Here is a 17,132-nt window from a genome sequence, read left to right on the forward strand (position 1 = left end):
TTATCCCACCGCCCGCACGCCGGGCGGGTTTAAAAAGGTTACCTTATGTCCGAGCAGTTTCTCTATTTCTTGCAGCAGATGTTTAACGGCGTCACGCTGGGGAGCACCTACGCGCTGATTGCTATCGGTTATACGATGGTGTACGGCATTATCGGCATGATCAACTTCGCTCATGGCGAGGTGTATATGATCGGCAGCTACGTCTCTTTTATGATCATCGCCGCGCTAATGATGATGGGAATAGACACCAGTTGGCTCCTGGTGGCCGCCGGATTTATCGGCGCGATTATTATTGCCAGCGCCTACGGCTGGAGTATCGAGCGAGTCGCTTACCGGCCTGTGCGCAACTCCAAGCGCCTGATCGCCCTGATTTCCGCCATCGGGATGTCCATCTTTCTGCAAAACTACGTCAGCCTGACGGAAGGTTCGCGCGACGTGGCGTTACCCAGCCTGTTTAACGGCCAGTGGATTGTGGGCAGCAGCGAAAACTTTGCCGCGTCCATCACCACCATGCAGGCGGTTATCTGGATAGTCACCTTTCTGGCTATGCTGGCGCTCACCATTTTCATTCGCTACTCCCGGATGGGCCGCGCCTGCCGCGCCTGCGCGGAGGATCTGAAAATGGCCAGCCTGCTCGGCATTAATACCGACCGCGTCATTGCGCTAACGTTTGTTATCGGCGCGGCAATGGCGGCAGTGGCGGGCGTACTGCTCGGTCAGTTCTATGGCGTAATTAACCCCTACATCGGTTTTATGGCCGGGATGAAAGCGTTCACCGCAGCGGTACTGGGCGGTATAGGCAGCATTCCGGGCGCGATGATCGGCGGTCTGATTTTGGGCGTCGCCGAAGCGCTCTCGTCTGCATATTTAAGTACCGAATATAAAGATGTCGTGTCGTTCGCACTGCTGATTCTGGTACTGCTGGTGATGCCGACCGGTATCCTGGGGCGTCCGGAGGTAGAGAAAGTATGAAACCGATGCATATTGCGATGGCTCTGTTCTCTGCGGCGATGTTCTTCGTTTTGGCTGGCGTCTTCATGGGCGTACAACTGGAGCTGGACGGCACCAAACTGGTGGTGGATACCGCCGCCGACATCCGCTGGCAGTGGATCTTTATCGGTACGGCAGTGGTTTTTTTCTTTCAGTTGCTGCGTCCGATGTTCCAGAAAGCGGTGAAGCACGTCTCCGGACCGAAGTTTATTCTGCCGGCGATCGATGGTTCTACCGTTAAGCAAAAGCTGTTTCTGATGGCGCTGTTGGTTATCGCCGTGGCATGGCCGTTTATGGTGTCGCGCGGCAGCGTCGATATCGCCACCATGACCATGATTTATATCATCCTCGGTCTGGGGCTGAACGTGGTGGTGGGGCTGTCCGGTCTGTTGGTATTGGGCTACGGCGGCTTTTACGCCATCGGCGCTTATACCTTTGCGCTGCTCAACCACTATTATGGTTTGGGTTTCTGGACCTGCCTGCCGCTGGCGGGACTGGTCTCCGCCGCCGCTGGTTTCCTGCTCGGCTTCCCGGTACTGCGTCTGCGCGGCGACTATCTGGCGATTGTGACGCTCGGCTTCGGCGAAATCGTCCGTATCCTGTTGCTCAACAACACTGAAATTACCGGCGGCCCGAACGGCATCAGCCAGAGCCCCAAACCGACGCTGTTTGGTCTGGAGTTTAGCCGCAACACCCGAGAAGGCGGCTGGGATACCTTCAGCAATTTCTTTGGCGTGAAGTACGACCCATCCGACCGGGTCATTTTCCTCTATCTGGTGGCCCTGTTGCTGGTGGTCCTGTCGCTGTTTGTCATTAACCGCCTGCTGCGTATGCCGTTGGGCCGGGCGTGGGAAGCGTTGCGTGAAGATGAGATCGCCTGTCGCTCATTAGGTTTAAGCCCGACGCGCATCAAGCTGACCGCTTTTACTATCAGCGCCGCGTTTGCCGGTTTCGCCGGGACGTTGTTTGCCGCCCGCCAGGGCTTTGTCAGCCCGGAATCCTTCACCTTCGCCGAATCCGCCTTCGTGCTGGCGATTGTGGTGCTGGGCGGAATGGGCTCGCAGTTTGCGGTGATCCTGGCGGCGGTTCTGCTGGTGGTGTCGCGCGAATTGATGCGCGACTTCAACGAATACAGCATGTTGATGCTCGGCGGTTTGATGGTGTTGATGATGATCTGGCGCCCGCAGGGATTGCTGCCGATGACGCGTCCGCAGTTGAAGCTGAAAAGTGGTCAGGCGAAAGGAGAGCAGGCATGAGTCAGCCATTATTAGCGGTTAACGGCCTGATGATGCGCTTTGGCGGTTTGCTGGCGGTCAACAATGTATCGCTGGAATTGCGTGAGCGGGAAATTGTGTCGCTGATTGGCCCTAACGGCGCGGGTAAAACGACGGTGTTTAACTGCCTGACCGGTTTTTATAAGCCGACAGGCGGTACGATCATGTTGCGCGAGCGGCATCTGGAAGGATTGCCGGGCCAGCAGATCGCCCGCATGGGCGTGGTACGTACTTTCCAGCATGTGCGCCTGTTTCGCGAAATGACGGTGATTGAAAACCTGCTGGTGGCGCAGCACCAGCAACTGAAAACGGGCCTCTTTTCCGGCCTGTTGAAAACGCCCGCTTTCCGCCGCGCGCAAAGCGAAGCGCTGGACCGCGCGGCGACCTGGCTTGAGCGTATTGGCCTGCTGGAACATGCCAACCGCCAGGCCAGTAATCTGGCTTACGGCGACCAGCGCCGGCTGGAGATTGCCCGCTGCATGGTGACGCAGCCAGAAATTCTGATGCTCGACGAACCGGCGGCTGGCCTTAACCCGAAAGAGACCAAAGAGCTGGATGAGCTGATTGCCGAACTACGTAACCATCACAACACCACCATATTACTGATTGAACACGATATGAAGCTGGTGATGGGCATTTCCGATCGCATTTACGTGGTGAACCAGGGCACGCCGCTGGCGAACGGCACGCCGGAAGAGATCCGCAACAACCCGGACGTCATCCGCGCTTATCTGGGTGAGGCATAAGATGGAAAAAACGATGTTAACGTTTGAAAAAGTCAGCGCCCACTACGGCAAGATTCAGGCGCTGCACGACGTCAGTCTGCACATCAACCAGGGGGAAATCGTTACCCTGATTGGCGCTAACGGCGCGGGGAAAACGACGCTGCTTGGCACCTTGTGCGGCGATCCGCGCGCCTCCAGCGGACGGGTGGTGTTTGACGGTAAAGACATAACCGACTGGCAGACGGCGAAAATCATGCGTGAAGCGGTGGCGATAGTGCCGGAAGGGCGGCGCGTCTTCTCGCGGATGACGGTGGAAGAGAACCTGGCGATGGGCGGTTTTTTTGCCGAGCGCGATCGGTTTCAGGAGCGTATCAAGTGGGTGTACGAGCTGTTTCCGCGCCTGCATGAGCGCCGTATCCAGCGAGCGGGCACCATGTCCGGCGGCGAACAGCAGATGCTGGCGATTGGCCGCGCGCTGATGAGCCAGCCGAGGCTATTGCTGCTGGATGAACCGTCGCTGGGGCTGGCGCCGATCATCATCCAGCAGATCTTCGACACCATTGAGCAGTTGCGCGAGCAGGGTATGACCATCTTCCTTGTCGAGCAAAACGCTAACCAGGCGCTGAAGCTCGCCGACCGCGGTTATGTGCTGGAAAACGGCCACGTGGTGCTATCCGATACCGGTGATGCACTGCTGGCGAACGAAGCGGTGCGCAGCGCCTATCTGGGCGGTTAGACTGTGCCAGGGGGAAGCGCGTGCGCCGCCCCCGGTAACGGCAAGCGGTAAAATTTTTCAAAAGAGCCTGATGGCTCTTTTTTTGTACGTGTTTGTTGTACAATAAACATGTACAACTGGGGAGGTGTTTATGCGTACGGTTAACTATAGCGAAGCGCGGCAAAATCTGGCCGAAGTCCTGGAAAGTGCGGTGACGGGGGGCCCTGTCACCATCACGCGTCGTGGGCATAAGTCCGCAGTGATCATCAGCGCCGAGGAGTTTGAGCGTTATCAGACGGCGCGAATGGATGATGAGTTTGCTGCCATTATGGCGGTTCATGGCAATGAGCTCAGGGAGCTGGCGGATAAATGACCCTACAACTTATCTCAGCGGAAGAGATAATTCAGTTTCACGACAGGCTTCTCCGCGTTACGCCTGGTGTAACAGGTATGCCTGATCCTGGCCGCGCGGAAGCGCTAATGTACCGGGTACTCAATCAAATCGAATATGAAGGGGTGACCGACGTGTGGCTGCTGGCGGCAATGCATTTGCTCGCTATATCCCGTGGGCATATCTTCAATGATGGTAACAAACGCACCGCCTTATTTATTACGCTGCTGTTTTTAAAGCGTAACGGGATCTCACTCGCTGCGAATCCGGATTTTGTCGATATGACAGTCGATGCGGCGGCAGGGCGGCTTACGCTGGAGCAAATTGCCGTTCGCTTACGTGCCTGAGACGTTAATCCCGGTGACGCTCCGCCTGGTTGGGTTACGGCATGTGCGCCGCCCCCGAGAATAATGTCGTACCTATCCGTGCCGTAGCTCCCACTTTTCTTTTCCGGCGCTTTCACTGCCTTGCCATCTCTCTGTCGCCTTACTATCTTTTTTTTGTAATAAAAAAGTTATTTTTCTGTCATTCGAGCATGTCATGTTACCCCCGCGAACATAAAACGCGTGATATCGCGCATCCCGGCACAAAAAGAGAGATAACCGATGATATCGTTACGACATACAGCTTTAGGACTGGCGCTGAGTCTGGCATTTACGGGTCAGGCGTTGGCCGTCACCACTATTCCATTCTGGCATTCAATGGAAGGGGAGTTAGGCAAAGAAGTTGATTCACTGGCGCAACGTTTCAACCAGGCCAATCCGGATTACAAAATCGTTCCGGTCTATAAGGGGAACTATGAACAGAACCTGAGCGCCGGGATCGCGGCATTCCGTACCGGCAACGCGCCGGCAATATTGCAGGTTTATGAGGTTGGGACAGCGACCATGATGGCCTCGAAAGCCATTAAGCCGGTTTATGAAGTGTTTAAAGACGCCGGTATTAACTTTGACGAGTCCCAGTTTGTACCGACCGTTGCAGGCTACTACACCGATGCTAAAAGCGGGCATCTGCTCTCCCAGCCCTTTAACAGCTCCACGCCGGTACTGTACTACAACAAAGACGCCTTTAAGAAAGCCGGTTTAGATCCGGAACAGCCGCCGAAAACCTGGCAGGAGCTGGCTGACTATACCGCGAAACTGAGAGCGGCAGGCATGAAATGCGGTTACGCCAGCGGCTGGCAAGGCTGGATCCAACTGGAAAACTTCAGCGCCTGGAACGGTCTCCCCTTTGCCAGTAAAAACAATGGCTTTGACGGTACAGACGCGGTGCTGGAGTTTAATAAGCCAGAGCAGGTGAAACATATCGCGCTGCTGGAAGAGATGAATAAAAAAGGCGATTTTAGCTATGTTGGGCGTAAGGACGAGTCTACCGAGAAGTTTTATAACGGTGACTGCGCGATGACAACCGCGTCCTCCGGCTCGCTCGCCAATATCCGCCAGTATGCCAAATTTAACTATGGCGTGGGTATGATGCCGTACGACGCTGATATCAAGGGCGCGCCGCAAAACGCCATTATCGGCGGAGCCAGCCTATGGGTCATGCAGGGTAAAGATAAAGAAACCTATACCGGCGTCGCCAAATTCCTCGACTTCCTGGCAAAACCGGAAAACGCTGCTGAATGGCATCAAAAAACCGGCTACCTGCCGATTACCACCGCCGCCTACGAGCTGACCCGCGAGCAGGGTTATTACGATAAAAACCCCGGTGCGGATATCGCCACTCGCCAGATGTTGAATAAGCCGCCGTTACCCTTCACCAAAGGCTTGCGTCTGGGCAATATGCCGCAGATTCGTACCATCGTGGACGAAGAGCTGGAAAGCGTCTGGACCGGGAAGAAAACCCCACAACAGGCGTTGGATACCGCAGTGGATCGCGGGAATCAGTTGCTGCGTCGTTTTGAGAAAGCGAGCAAATCTTAAGTGTATAAGTGCCTGGTGGCGCTGCGCTTATCAGGCCTACAGCGTTTGTAGGCCGGATAAGGTGCTTGCACCGCCATCCGGCACCTTCCAGGAAAAGAACCTTCATGTCATCATTCCGTCCGGTGTTCCGCTCGCGCTGGCTGCCGTATTTACTGGTTGCCCCGCAGTTGGTTATCACCGTTATTTTCTTTATCTGGCCTGCGGGCGAAGCGCTGTGGTATTCGCTGCAAAGCGTCGATCCGTTTGGTTTTTCCAGCCAATTTGTCGGGCTGGAGAATTTCGTCGCGCTTTTTCACGACAGTTATTATCTCGACGCCTTCTGGACGACGATTAAATTCAGCGCGCTGGTCACGTTTAGCGGCCTGCTGGTCTCGCTGTTTTTCGCCGCCCTGGTGGATTACGTGGTGCGCGGCAGCCGTTTTTATCAGACGCTGATGCTGCTGCCTTATGCCGTCGCGCCCGCCGTCGCCGCCGTATTGTGGATTTTCCTGTGTAACCCGGGGCGGGGATTAATCACCCATTTCCTCGGCGAATTCGGCTATGACTGGAACCACGCGCAAAACAGCGGTCAGGCGATGTTCCTGGTGGTATTTGCGTCAGTCTGGAAGCAGATTAGTTACAACTTTTTATTCTTCTTTGCCGCGCTGCAATCCATTCCCCGCTCGCTGGTGGAAGCGGCGGCCATTGACGGCGCCGGGCCGATTCGTCGTTTCTTCCGGCTTTCTTTGCCGCTTATTGCGCCGGTCAGTTTCTTCCTGCTGGTGGTCAACCTGGTGTACGCCTTTTTCGACACCTTCCCGGTGATTGACGCCGCGACCGCCGGCGGGCCGGTACAAGCCACCACGACGCTGATTTATAAGATTTATCGCGAAGGGTTTACCGGCCTGGATCTCTCGGCGTCCGCCGCGCAGTCGGTGGTGTTGATGTTCCTCGTCATCATTCTGACGGTGGTGCAGTTCCGCTATGTGGAAAGTAAGGTGCGTTACCAATGATAGAGAATCGTCGCGGGCTGACAATATTCAGCCATACCATGCTGGTTCTGGGGATCGCGGTCATTTTGTTTCCGCTGTATGTCGCGTTTGTCGCGGCGACGCTGGACGACCGCGCGGTGTTTGAGACGCCGATGACTCTGCTTCCCGGCACGCAGTTACTGGAGAATATCAAAACTATTTGGGTCAACGGCGTCGGTGTTAATAGCGCGCCATTCTGGCTGATGATGCTTAACAGTTTCATTATGGCGTTCAGCATTACGGTAGGCAAAATCACGGTATCTATGCTTTCCGCATTCGCCATCGTCTGGTTTCGTTTTCCCCTGCGTAACCTGTTCTTCTGGATGATTTTTATCACCCTGATGCTGCCGGTTGAAGTGCGTATCTTCCCGACGGTGGAAGTGATCGCCAACCTGAAAATGCTCGACAGCTATGCTGGTCTGACGCTACCGCTGATGGCGTCCGCTACCGCCACTTTCCTGTTTCGTCAGTTCTTCATGACGCTTCCGGATGAACTGGTGGAGGCGGCCCGTATTGACGGCGCGTCGCCGATGCGCTTTTTCCGCGACATCGTGTTGCCGCTGTCAAAAACCAACTTGGCGGCGCTGTTCGTTATCACCTTTATCTATGGCTGGAACCAGTATCTGTGGCCGCTGTTGATTATCACCGACGTGAATCTTGGCACTGCCGTAGCGGGTATCAAAGGGATGATCGCCACTGGCGAAGGTACCACGCAATGGAACCAGGTGATGGCCGCGATGCTGCTGACTCTGATTCCCCCGGTCGTAATTGTGTTAGCCATGCAACGGGCGTTTGTGCGTGGTTTAGTGGACAGTGAGAAATAAAAATGGCTGGTTTAAAACTACAGGCAGTAACCAAAAGCTGGGACGGCAAAACCCAGATCATTCAACCGCTGACGCTGGACGTGGCGGATGGCGAATTTATTGTGATGGTCGGGCCGTCCGGCTGCGGCAAATCAACGTTGTTGCGGATGGTGGCCGGTCTGGAACGCGTGACCAGCGGCGATATCTGGATTGATCGCAAACGGGTCACCGAGATGGAGCCCAAAGATCGCGGCATCGCGATGGTATTTCAGAACTATGCTCTCTATCCCCATATGAGCGTAGAGGAGAACATGGCGTGGGGGCTGAAAATTCGCGGTATGAGCAAAGCGCATATTGAAGAACGCGTACGGGAGGCGGCGCGCATTCTGGAGCTGGACGGCCTGCTTAAACGCCGTCCACGCGAGCTTTCCGGCGGTCAGCGGCAGCGCGTGGCAATGGGGCGCGCGATCGTCCGCGAGCCGGCAGTCTTCTTATTCGACGAACCGCTCTCTAACCTCGACGCCAAGCTGCGCGTGCAGATGCGTCTGGAGTTACAACATCTGCATCGTCGTCTTCGTACCACCTCGCTCTATGTTACTCACGATCAGGTAGAGGCGATGACGCTGGCCCAGCGGGTGATGGTGATGAATAAAGGCGTCGCAGAACAGATTGGCACGCCGGTAGAGGTATATGAAAAACCGGCCAGTCGCTTCGTGGCGAGCTTTATCGGCAGCCCGGCGATGAACCTGTTGGATGGCGTTATCAGCGCTTCCGGCGACCGTTTCGAATTGCCTGGCGGTCTGGCGTTACCGATAGGTGCGGACTATCGGGGTCATGCCGGACGTAACATGACGCTGGGTATCCGACCGGAGCATATTGCGTTAAGCTCGCAGGCGGAAGGCGGCGTGCCGCTAACGGTAGATACGCTGGAGTTTCTGGGCGCGGATAATCTGGCGCATGGGCGCTGGGGCGATCAGAAACTGGTGGTGCGGTTGGCGCATCAGCAGCGCCCGGCGGCGGGCAGTACGCTATGGCTGCATCTGCCGGAACATCAGCGACATCTTTTTGATGGCGAAACAGGACAACGTGTATGAGTAACTGGCCTTATCCCCACATTGTCGCCCATCGCGGCGGCGGCAAACTGGCGCCGGAAAACACTCTGGCGGCGATTGACGTGGGCGCGCAATACGGGCACACCATGATTGAGTTTGATGCCAAGCTGTCGAAAGACGGCGAAATTTTCCTGCTGCATGACGATAACCTGGAGCGCACCAGCAATGGTTGGGGCGTGGCGGGCGAGTTGAACTGGCAGGATTTATTGCGTGTGGACGCTGGCGGTTGGTTTAGCGGCGAATTTAAAGGCGAGCCGCTGCCGTTGCTCTCGCAGGTGGCGGAGCGCTGCCGTAAACACGGCATGATGGCGAATATTGAGATCAAACCGACAACGGGGAGCGGAAGGCTAACAGGACGCGTCGTGGCGTTGGCCGCCCGCGAACTGTGGGCCGGGATGACGCCGCCGCTGCTTTCTTCCTTTGAGATAGAGGCGCTGGAAGCGGCGCAGGCGGCAGCACCTGAACTGCCGCGCGGGTTACTGCTGGATAAATGGCGTGAAGACTGGCGTGAACTGACGACCCGTCTGGGCTGTGTTTCCCTCCATCTCAACCATAAATTACTCGATGAGACGCGAGTGCAAGAGATTAAGGCCGCGGGTCTGCGGATTCTGGTGTATACCGTCAATCAGCCCCAGCGGGCGGCAGAGCTGCTACGCTGGGGCGTGGATTGTATCTGCACCGATCGCATTGATGACATCGGCCCTCACTTTCAGTTTTAAGGGCCGTCAGTTTTAAGGGCTGATGGTTTTCAGCGGGATGTCAGGCTGCGGCGTCCCGCTGTCCTGCTGCAACATTGGCTGGGAATGGTTTAGCATCCGGTCCGGGTTTCCGCTGCCGCTGAGCATTCCGCCCTGCGTATTGGGCAGCGTTTGCTGACCGAGCATACCGTTGCCCGGCTGTCCCTGCTGAACCCGCTGCGTATTGGCATTCAACTGTGACTGTAGATTTTGCTGCTGGCTGCGCGCCTGCGTTTGCATCTGTTGTTTCAACATACCCTGCCGCTGAATCTGCTGCGTTTGCATCTGCGTCTGCATACGCTGCTGGCTGGGGATCTGATAACCTGGCTGATTAGGATTATTCATAGTGTTAATTGGCTGGGCCAATACAGCAAAGGGTAACAAAGCCGTAATAAGTAGTAAGCGTTTCATTGTCGTCTCCTCCCGATGAGGCCTCTTTTTAAGTGTACCTCTATTTCGCCATGATGATGATTTTTTAAGCGTTGTGGACCAGGATTAAACGGGACATACACCCATTTATCTGGAGAAAAACAACGATGAAACCAACGTTTATGCGCTGGGTGGCGATCGCCGCTCTGCTGGCCGGGGGAACGTTTAGCGCGGTGGCCAATCCTCCCGTCGCGCCGCCAGTCTCCTATGGTGTTGAAGAAGATGTCTTTCATCCTGTGCGGGCGACGCAAGGGATGGTGGCGTCCGTGGATGCAATGGCGACGCAGGTTGGCGTGGATATCTTAAAGCAGGGCGGTAATGCCGTGGATGCCGCCGTCGCCGTGGGCTATGCGCTGGCTGTGACGCATCCGCAAGCCGGGAATCTGGGCGGCGGGGGATTTATGCTGCTGCGCACCAAAGACGGTAACACTACGGCGATTGATTTTCGTGAAATGGCGCCTGCTGCCGCGACCCGTGATATGTTCCTCGACGATCAGGGTAACGCCGATGCGAAAAAGTCGCTGACGTCGCATCTGGCACCCGGTACGCCGGGTACCGTGGCGGGGTTCTCGCTGGCGCTGGAGAAATACGGCACGATGCCGCTGAATAAAGTGGTGCGTCCGGCGATGAAGCTGGCGGAAGAGGGTTTTGTGGTTAACGATGCGCTGGCTGACGACTTAAAAACTTACGGCAGCGAAGTGATCCCTAATCATGAAAACAGCAAAGCCATTTTCTGGAAAGACGGCGAGCCGCTGAAAAAAGGCGATAAGCTGGTCCAGAAGAATCTGGCGAAAAGCCTGGAAATGATTGCCGAAAACGGCCCGGATGCGTTTTATAAAGGGGCGATTGCTGACCAGATTGCCGGAGAAATGCAGAAGAACGGCGGTCTGATGACCAAAGAGGATTTAGCCAGCTATAAAGCCGTTGAGCGTACGCCAATCAGCGGTGACTATCGCGGGTATCAGGTCTTCTCCATGCCGCCGCCATCCTCGGGCGGTATTCACATCGTACAGATCCTGAATATCCTCGAAAATTTCGACATGAAGAAGTACGGCTTTGGCAGCGCCGATGCCATGCAAATCATGGCGGAAGCGGAAAAATACGCCTACGCTGACCGCTCAGAGTATCTGGGCGATTCGGACTTTGTGAAAGTGCCGTGGCAGGCGCTGACCAACAAAGACTATGCGAAAACGCTGGCCGATCAAATAGATATCAACAAGGCCAAACCTTCCAGCCAGATAAAACCGGGCAAGCTCGCCCCGTATGAAAGCAACCAGACCACCCACTTCTCGGTGGTGGATAAAGACGGCAATGCCGTGGCGGTGACCTATACCCTGAATACTACCTTCGGCACCGGGATTGTGGCGGGTAATACCGGTATTCTGCTCAATAATGAAATGGACGATTTCTCTGCCAAGCCAGGCGTGCCGAACGTATACGGACTGGTGGGCGGCGACGCCAACGCGGTCGGTCCGAAGAAGCGTCCGCTGTCGTCGATGTCGCCCACTATCGTCGTTAAAGAGGGCAAAACCTGGCTGGTGACCGGCAGTCCTGGCGGGAGTCGAATCATCACTACCGTGCTGCAAATGGTAGTGAACAGCATTGATTTCGGCATGAACGTCGCCGAAGCGACCAACGCGCCGCGCTTCCATCATCAATGGTTGCCGGACGAACTGCGGGTAGAAAAGGGCTTCAGCCCCGATACGCTAAAGTTGCTGGAACAGAAAGGGCAGAAAGTTGCGCTGAAAGAAGCGATGGGCAGCACCCAAAGTATTATGGTTGGACCGGATGGCGAACTGTATGGCGCGTCTGACCCGCGTTCGGTGGATGATTTAACGGCGGGATACTGATTTTTAATTCCAGGCCCGGTGTCAGACACCGGGCTATTTGCAGATTATGCCGTGAGTAATCGGGCTGGATTATCAATACAAAGCTTGCGCAGAGTATCGTTGTCTACTCCGCGAGCAGCCAGATAGGCGAGGAAGACATTCGGGACAAACCCCCAGCCATTTCCGCCATTTTTCGCCTACATCTGTTTGAGAAAAACATCATGGCTTAAAACGATTTGGTCGGCGTAACCCAGTGCAATCAGATTCGCTACTGCATCTGCGGTCTCCTGAACGCCCGGCGCGACACCTTCTTTTGGAAAGGTGATGTCCAGACCAATCATGTCAAATTCAAGCCATACGCCGCGGTCGAGCATTTTACGTTGATAGACGACATCTTTTCCTGAAGGGTCCGAATGCGCCAGCGAGACTTTTGCCGGAGAGACGTTCATTTCTTCCAGCACGATATCCAGCACCTCATCACCCAGTCGCAGCCACCCTGGCATATGGATATTCATCGCCGTGTGGGGGTTGTTACATTGTGCCAGAGACGCTGCTCGCAGGCTGTTACGCTCCGCTTGGGTAAACGCGGGAGATACGCCGATTTCACCGATCATGCCAGCGCGAATATCCGTCTCGCCAATACCCTGATTCAGTTCTTTATCAATGAGTGAGGCTAACAGCTCAACAGGTTTATGGATCCGGGTACTTTCAAATTTCTCCAGATAAGGTCCGGATGACGCAACGATATTCAAACCCGTTTTTAAGGCAACTTCTCGCAGCGCTGAGGCGTCCCGTCCAATGGATTCTGATCCGGTGGCGTCGACAATCGTCCTGCCGCCCAAAGACATAAAGTTATTGATTTCGAAGATAACATCATCAATCTCTTTGCGGTCCATGTTATCGGCGCAGCAGTATGGGTCGTGTTTCAGCCCCCACTGCAGGTCAGCACTGACTTTCTTTCCCACCAGTTGCTGTGAAAAAGCATAATGTGGCTCGTCTACGACCGAAGACAGATCGTTAAACAGATGTTCATGCGGTAGCGTCAGCCCCATATCCGTATGCGCCACCGGGCCTGTTACGGTTTGCAGGAAACCTTTCATTCTGACACCTCTATTCTTTGCGCCATTTTGGATGCTCTGTATTCAGGGATGGTGGTCACAATCGCACCGACTAACGCGAACAGCGTACCGATGATGGTGACCAGGTAGACCGTATTGCCTAATGAAGGGATCAATTCATCAATTAGCACTGAGCCAAGCAGTTGGCCTGCTGTTGACGCTACGCCCAGCATCAATAGCCCTAAGCCTCTCACCAGAATCGCCATTAGCCCGATGGACAGCAGACCCAGCGGACCACCGAGATACATCCACCATGTATCGGGTAACTGAATGGTGACATGGCCTAATGCGATACGTATCGCCAGCGCTGCGCCCAGGACACAAAAGCCGACGATGAAGTTCCATGTAATGGACACCAGCATGGAGCCCGTTGCCTCGGCGACTTTCGCATTCCCCGCAGGCTGCCAGCCAGCGAGTAACCCGGCCAAAAAGGGGAGGATAGCGAGCAGGATAAACGAGGTTGAGTGCCACTGTGGCGACACGACAAAAATGGTGGCGATAACGGCGAATAATGCGCCAGTAATGCGCCATGGCGTAAAATATTTCTTCTCCTCCACACCGACGCCAAAACGGTCGCACAGCAGGCCGGAAAGAAGCAGAGCGGAAATTAATGCCGTTTGAAAGGTGGCAACGCCCAGCGCGCTGGCGGATGCGCCTTCAGAAAATACGACCATCGCCCCGCATAATCCTGCAAACCAATTCCATAGCGGGATTTTTCTCTTTTTAATCAGAGTAGGGATTGAGGCGAATTGCTGGCGTGTTTCTTTGCGCGCAATAATAATAAAAAACATGACGACCAGACCGCTGGCAAACGAGATTACTGCGCAAGCATTACCGTCTTGTAACCAATGTCCTAACTGCCCATTAACGGCAGACTGCATCGGGGAAAGCATACCGGCTAAGATGGTGGCAAGCATCAGTAAGGGGGTTGAGTACTTATTCTTGTTCATATATCAATCCTTATATTTTATAAAAGGAGTAACTTTCGTTACTCCATTGTTTTTTATTTTCTGGCGATGAATTGAAGCGTGTTGACCCACAGGTCGGTATAAAATGGCCATGACATAAACTGCTGGGTTCCCCAGTGGGGGGAGCAGTCACTCATAAAGCAGGCGGTTTTACCCTGTTGGTATTCACCGAACACTAACAATGGGTCATTATTTATTGTTAATACGACATCGGCATCGTCTCTGGCGACGGCCTGGTTATATCCAAGAAATACCGGATAATCTGAGAACCCGTTAACAACAGGATGTTCAGGTGAGACAGCCTCAGCACAGATACCCTCTGGCTTTTCTACCCGGTCATCGCCATCAAGCATAATAACTGGCAGAACCTCAGCAAGAACGGTGTTCTTATAATTGGCTTTTGCCTCAATACCCATGAATGACAGATAGCCGCCAATCATGAGTAGTCCACCGCCATTTTTGACGTACTCTTTAATGGACTCCAGAGCGTTTGGTTTTATTTTTAGCTGATAGAAGGTTTCATTTTGTAGCAGGAAGGTATTACTACCAATGTCGCTAACAACAATCACATCATAACGATTTAATTCGTCAATACTCTCTGGAAAGGCAATTTGTACCGTGTGGGCAGGCATGTAATCAATTTCAACGCCGCCTTTCCTCAAGCATTCCAGTAACCATGTAGCGCCTTCTTCATATTTACTGGAGGTGAAACTGTCATAACCTTTTGAATGAATCATATGAATATGCCAGGATTCTCCAATAAAGAGCACCTTTAGTTTTTTCTGCGTATTGTTCATAGTCTGCTCCTTGATTTAGTGAGTAGAGATAGTTTGTTTGTAATGTGAACCCTGAATACGATGAAGAACGGAGTCGTTTTCCGGCATATCAGAGGCATTAGGCGTTTCAACCGCAAGTGAGGCAAATGCGCTGGCGTAGCACAATGCGGATGCCAGTGACTTTCCTTTTGCAAGGCCAGATGCGAGGGCGCCATTGAAAGCGTCACCCGCTCCCGCCGTATTTTTTACAACTGCCGGAAATGCCGGGGAATAGATGAATTGTGTGCCATCATAAGCAAGCGAACCTTTGCTACCTAATGTAATAATGGTATTTTTGACGCCTTTCTGATGAATAATTTTGGCCGCGCATTTGGCTGATTCGATATCATTAACCGCCATATTGGCCAGCAGGCCTGCTTCCGTTTCATTTGGCGTAATATAGTCAATGTTATCAATGATGGTGTTAACCATGTCATTGTACGGCGCTGGATTGATGATGACCGGTATGTCATTTTTTTGTGCGAGACGAATTGTTTGCTGCAGCGCTTCGTAATTCGTCTCCAGTTGGACAAGAACAATATCTGAATGAACAATGGCTTCTTTCTGAATGGTGATTTCATCAGGGGAAATTGTCATGTTGGCGCCAGGGTAGATAGCGATGACGTTATCTCCGGTATCTCCATTCACCATGATGGTTGCTGTACCTGTTTGTGTTTCTTTGGTCTGGTAGATAACACTTTTATGGATTTTTGATGAGTTTATAAAATTAATGGCGTAATCACTAAAATGATCTGAGCCGACTTTAGTAATAAAATGCACATCAGAGTCGGCATAGCTTGCTGCTAATGCCTGATTACATCCCTTACCGCCGGGTGAAAAAATAAATTTATCGGCCAGCAATGATTCTCCCGTTGAGGGTAATCTCGGTAGATAACTGATGATATCAACATTGAACGAGCCAATAACACATACATTATTTTTCATGGCAGAGAGACCTTTTTTTATTTTCTGCGCTGATTCATATTTTTCCAGCACATAAGCAATTTCATTTTTTGCGACGTTATCAAGAGAATCAAGGGTAATAAATGCACCACCATGACAGCGAGTAAGATATCCCTGTCCGGCAAGTTCATTGAGATCTGAACGAATAGTTTCCTTTGTTACCTTGAGACTTTTCGCCAGATTTGAAACTTTTACAACTCCCGAAATACTGAGTTCCTTCAATATTCTATGATGGCGTTCAAATTTCATTTTTTACCTCACCGTGGTTAAATTAGTCCCGGGAGGAGTATATTGTTGTGATTGTCACCATAAAGTGATGGCAGAAACCAAAAAAAACAAAAATTTAATATTAATATTGCTAAAATTACGGAAAAAACGGTGATAAAGCTTAAAGTGGTAATAACCATGAAACTCAGATGGTTATTGTTTTGATATAGGGGAAGTAGGTTGCAATAACTGGAATGTTGTGAAGGTTTGTGACGTTTCGCCCCACAGGGTGGGGCGGGGAAGCGCTATTTCACGCGCGCCATAAAGTACGCATCAACGTACTCACCGTTGCGCAGGCCGTATTTCTTACCGGTGCCTTCGATTTCAAAGCCGTACTTCTTATACACCGCCACGGCGGGCTCGTTATCAACAAACACCGTTAACTCAATACGGTCAACGCGCAGCCAGTTATCGCACATGTCGATCATGGTGCGGATCAGCGCGCTGGCAATGCCACGATTGTGCCACCGGGCATCCACGCAGATGCCAAAATCGGCCACGTGGCTGCGACGGGGACGTTGGGTGACCTGAATAGAAAGATGGCCAACGACAATATCGTCAATGCAGGCAACCAGTTGTTTAACCCCGGCTTGCTCGGTTAGCCGCGCCTGCCACATTTCGAGGGAAGGATGAGGAACCTGTAGCGTGTTGTGGTACACCTCCGGCTGGGCGTGGATCTGACGAATGGCGTCGTAATCTTTCGGTTCAGCGTGGCGTATCACTATTTCACTCATTCCTTATCTCCTGCAGGGGTAATTGTGTATTTACACTCGCTGAGAAAGAAAATTCCGTCAACCGCATTTTTTTGCAAAAAGAAGTAGACAAGTGCGAATGAGAATGATTATTATTGCATCGCGTTCAGGGGAACCCCTACGGAGAACCTGAAAGCACGACATTGCTCACATTGCTTCCAGTATTATTTTGGCCAGCTTTTGCTGGCTTTTTTTTTTGGGTTTTGTTTCAGCCTGGCTTACTTGTCATTTTGTCCCCGGGAAGTGCTCGTGCTCCTCACGTACATTTAGTACGCTCCGGGCCCTGCGCGCTTGCCGTGAACAATCTGCCTG

Annotated in this window: 17 protein-coding genes and 1 pseudogene; 12 read left to right on the forward strand and 6 right to left on the reverse strand. The window is 53.1% G+C overall.

All coding sequences use genetic code 11. The features are described 5' to 3' along the window. The first annotated feature begins 45 nt into the window (after positions 1-45). From livH to ugpQ, 11 genes are all read left to right on the forward strand, one after another. Positions 46-972, forward strand: a complete 927-nt coding sequence (livH, locus tag ACLJRU_RS06925; protein ID WP_000003005.1) for a high-affinity branched-chain amino acid ABC transporter permease LivH — start codon at positions 46-48, stop codon at positions 970-972. Next, complete coding sequence (gene livM, locus ACLJRU_RS06930) at positions 969-2,246, forward strand: branched chain amino acid ABC transporter permease LivM (protein WP_001541045.1); 1,278 nt, start codon at positions 969-971, stop codon at positions 2,244-2,246. The genes livH and livM overlap by 4 nt, the downstream gene beginning before the upstream one ends. Beyond that, a complete protein-coding gene (gene livG, locus ACLJRU_RS06935; protein WP_000082080.1) occupies positions 2,243-3,010 on the forward strand; it encodes a high-affinity branched-chain amino acid ABC transporter ATP-binding protein LivG in 768 nt (255 codons plus the stop codon). Before livM ends, livG begins: the two co-directional genes overlap by 4 nt. 1 nt (position 3,011) lies before the next feature. Beyond that, the gene (gene livF / locus ACLJRU_RS06940; protein WP_000416114.1) at positions 3,012-3,725 is read left to right on the forward strand and encodes a high-affinity branched-chain amino acid ABC transporter ATP-binding protein LivF; all 714 of its coding nucleotides are present in this window, start codon (positions 3,012-3,014) and stop codon (positions 3,723-3,725) included. 130 nt (positions 3,726-3,855) lie between these two features. Continuing rightward, positions 3,856-4,077, forward strand: coding sequence for a type II toxin-antitoxin system Phd/YefM family antitoxin (locus ACLJRU_RS06945; protein WP_001520924.1), 222 nt, complete (start codon positions 3,856-3,858; stop codon positions 4,075-4,077). Beyond that, positions 4,074-4,442 (forward strand): type II toxin-antitoxin system death-on-curing family toxin, encoded by a 369-nt coding sequence (locus ACLJRU_RS06950; RefSeq protein WP_000174963.1) that lies wholly within the window; start codon positions 4,074-4,076, stop codon positions 4,440-4,442. Before ACLJRU_RS06945 ends, ACLJRU_RS06950 begins: the two co-directional genes overlap by 4 nt. A 258-nt stretch (positions 4,443-4,700) precedes the next feature. Beyond that, a complete protein-coding gene (ugpB, locus tag ACLJRU_RS06955) occupies positions 4,701-6,017 on the forward strand; it encodes a sn-glycerol-3-phosphate ABC transporter substrate-binding protein UgpB (RefSeq protein WP_000624747.1) in 1,317 nt (438 codons plus the stop codon). 104 nt (positions 6,018-6,121) lie between these two features. Further along, positions 6,122-7,009, forward strand: coding sequence for a sn-glycerol-3-phosphate ABC transporter permease UgpA (gene ugpA, locus ACLJRU_RS06960; RefSeq protein WP_038394052.1), 888 nt, complete (start codon positions 6,122-6,124; stop codon positions 7,007-7,009). Next, on the forward strand, positions 7,006-7,851 hold the full coding sequence (gene ugpE / locus ACLJRU_RS06965; RefSeq protein WP_023235349.1) for a sn-glycerol-3-phosphate ABC transporter permease UgpE: 846 nt from the start codon (positions 7,006-7,008) through the stop codon (positions 7,849-7,851). Before ugpA ends, ugpE begins: the two co-directional genes overlap by 4 nt. 2 nt (positions 7,852-7,853) lie before the next feature. Then, entirely contained in the window at positions 7,854-8,924 is a 1,071-nt protein-coding gene (locus tag ACLJRU_RS06970) for a sn-glycerol-3-phosphate import ATP-binding protein UgpC (protein ID WP_011264401.1), read from the forward strand. Then, positions 8,921-9,661, forward strand: a complete 741-nt coding sequence (gene ugpQ, locus ACLJRU_RS06975) for a glycerophosphodiester phosphodiesterase (protein ID WP_000073538.1) — start codon at positions 8,921-8,923, stop codon at positions 9,659-9,661. The genes ACLJRU_RS06970 and ugpQ overlap by 4 nt, the downstream gene beginning before the upstream one ends. Before the next feature lie 12 nt (positions 9,662-9,673). On the opposite strand, the gene ACLJRU_RS06980 is transcribed toward ugpQ, so the two are convergent. Then, a complete protein-coding gene (locus ACLJRU_RS06980; RefSeq protein ID WP_000826046.1) occupies positions 9,674-10,090 on the reverse strand; it encodes a DUF2756 family protein in 417 nt (138 codons plus the stop codon). Positions 10,091-10,215: 125 nt separating this feature from the next. Here ACLJRU_RS06980 and ggt point away from each other — a divergent pair, with 125 nt between their 5' ends. Next, positions 10,216-11,958: a gamma-glutamyltransferase gene (gene ggt, locus ACLJRU_RS06985; protein ID WP_011264400.1), complete on the forward strand. Its 1,743-nt coding sequence runs from the start codon at positions 10,216-10,218 to the stop codon at positions 11,956-11,958. Between the two features lie 44 nt (positions 11,959-12,002). Here the strand turns inward: ggt and ACLJRU_RS06990 are convergent. From ACLJRU_RS06990 to yhhY, 5 genes and pseudogenes are all read right to left on the reverse strand, one after another. Then, positions 12,003-13,037, reverse strand: a pseudogene (locus ACLJRU_RS06990) (phosphotriesterase). Further along, positions 13,034-14,005 carry a DMT family transporter gene (locus ACLJRU_RS06995; protein WP_001038953.1) on the reverse strand — a complete coding sequence of 324 codons (972 nt, stop codon included), beginning with the start codon at positions 14,003-14,005 and terminating at the stop codon, positions 13,034-13,036. The pseudogene ACLJRU_RS06990 and the gene ACLJRU_RS06995 overlap by 4 nt, the downstream one beginning before the upstream one ends. Positions 14,006-14,058: 53 nt before the next feature. Next, positions 14,059-14,820: a glutamine amidotransferase gene (locus ACLJRU_RS07000; protein WP_023235347.1), complete on the reverse strand. Its 762-nt coding sequence runs from the start codon at positions 14,818-14,820 to the stop codon at positions 14,059-14,061. Positions 14,821-14,835: 15 nt separating this feature from the next. Then, positions 14,836-16,050 (reverse strand): PfkB family carbohydrate kinase, encoded by a 1,215-nt coding sequence (locus ACLJRU_RS07005; RefSeq protein WP_000667440.1) that lies wholly within the window; start codon positions 16,048-16,050, stop codon positions 14,836-14,838. Between the two features lie 263 nt (positions 16,051-16,313). Then, entirely contained in the window at positions 16,314-16,802 is a 489-nt protein-coding gene (gene yhhY, locus ACLJRU_RS07010; protein WP_001290278.1) for an N-acetyltransferase, read from the reverse strand. Positions 16,803-17,132 lie beyond the last annotated feature (330 nt).

The sequence above is a fragment of the Salmonella sp. SAL00653 genome (assembly GCF_046552515.1).
Taxonomy (GTDB): domain Bacteria; phylum Pseudomonadota; class Gammaproteobacteria; order Enterobacterales; family Enterobacteriaceae; genus Salmonella; species Salmonella enterica.

Bases quoted from the DNA above. Each gene is read 5' to 3' on its own strand.
- yhhY (WP_001290278.1), bottom strand. From the start codon at position 16,802: ATGAGTGAAATAGTGATACGCCACGCTGAACCGAAAGATTACGACGCC.
- ACLJRU_RS06970 (WP_011264401.1), top strand. From the start codon at position 7,854: ATGGCTGGTTTAAAACTACAGGCAGTAACCAAAAGCTGGGACGGCAAA.
- ACLJRU_RS06945 (WP_001520924.1), top strand. From the start codon at position 3,856: ATGCGTACGGTTAACTATAGCGAAGCGCGGCAAAATCTGGCCGAAGTC.
- ACLJRU_RS07000 (WP_023235347.1), bottom strand. From the start codon at position 14,820: ATGAACAATACGCAGAAAAAACTAAAGGTGCTCTTTATTGGAGAATCC.
- ugpQ (WP_000073538.1), top strand. From the start codon at position 8,921: ATGAGTAACTGGCCTTATCCCCACATTGTCGCCCATCGCGGCGGCGGC.
- ugpA (WP_038394052.1), top strand. From the start codon at position 6,122: ATGTCATCATTCCGTCCGGTGTTCCGCTCGCGCTGGCTGCCGTATTTA.
- ACLJRU_RS07005 (WP_000667440.1), bottom strand. From the start codon at position 16,050: ATGAAATTTGAACGCCATCATAGAATATTGAAGGAACTCAGTATTTCG.
- ugpE (WP_023235349.1), top strand. From the start codon at position 7,006: ATGATAGAGAATCGTCGCGGGCTGACAATATTCAGCCATACCATGCTG.
- livF (WP_000416114.1), top strand. From the start codon at position 3,012: ATGGAAAAAACGATGTTAACGTTTGAAAAAGTCAGCGCCCACTACGGC.
- ggt (WP_011264400.1), top strand. From the start codon at position 10,216: ATGAAACCAACGTTTATGCGCTGGGTGGCGATCGCCGCTCTGCTGGCC.
- ACLJRU_RS06980 (WP_000826046.1), bottom strand. From the start codon at position 10,090: ATGAAACGCTTACTACTTATTACGGCTTTGTTACCCTTTGCTGTATTG.
- livM (WP_001541045.1), top strand. From the start codon at position 969: ATGAAACCGATGCATATTGCGATGGCTCTGTTCTCTGCGGCGATGTTC.
- livG (WP_000082080.1), top strand. From the start codon at position 2,243: ATGAGTCAGCCATTATTAGCGGTTAACGGCCTGATGATGCGCTTTGGC.
- ACLJRU_RS06995 (WP_001038953.1), bottom strand. From the start codon at position 14,005: ATGAACAAGAATAAGTACTCAACCCCCTTACTGATGCTTGCCACCATC.
- ACLJRU_RS06950 (WP_000174963.1), top strand. From the start codon at position 4,074: ATGACCCTACAACTTATCTCAGCGGAAGAGATAATTCAGTTTCACGAC.
- livH (WP_000003005.1), top strand. From the start codon at position 46: ATGTCCGAGCAGTTTCTCTATTTCTTGCAGCAGATGTTTAACGGCGTC.
- ugpB (WP_000624747.1), top strand. From the start codon at position 4,701: ATGATATCGTTACGACATACAGCTTTAGGACTGGCGCTGAGTCTGGCA.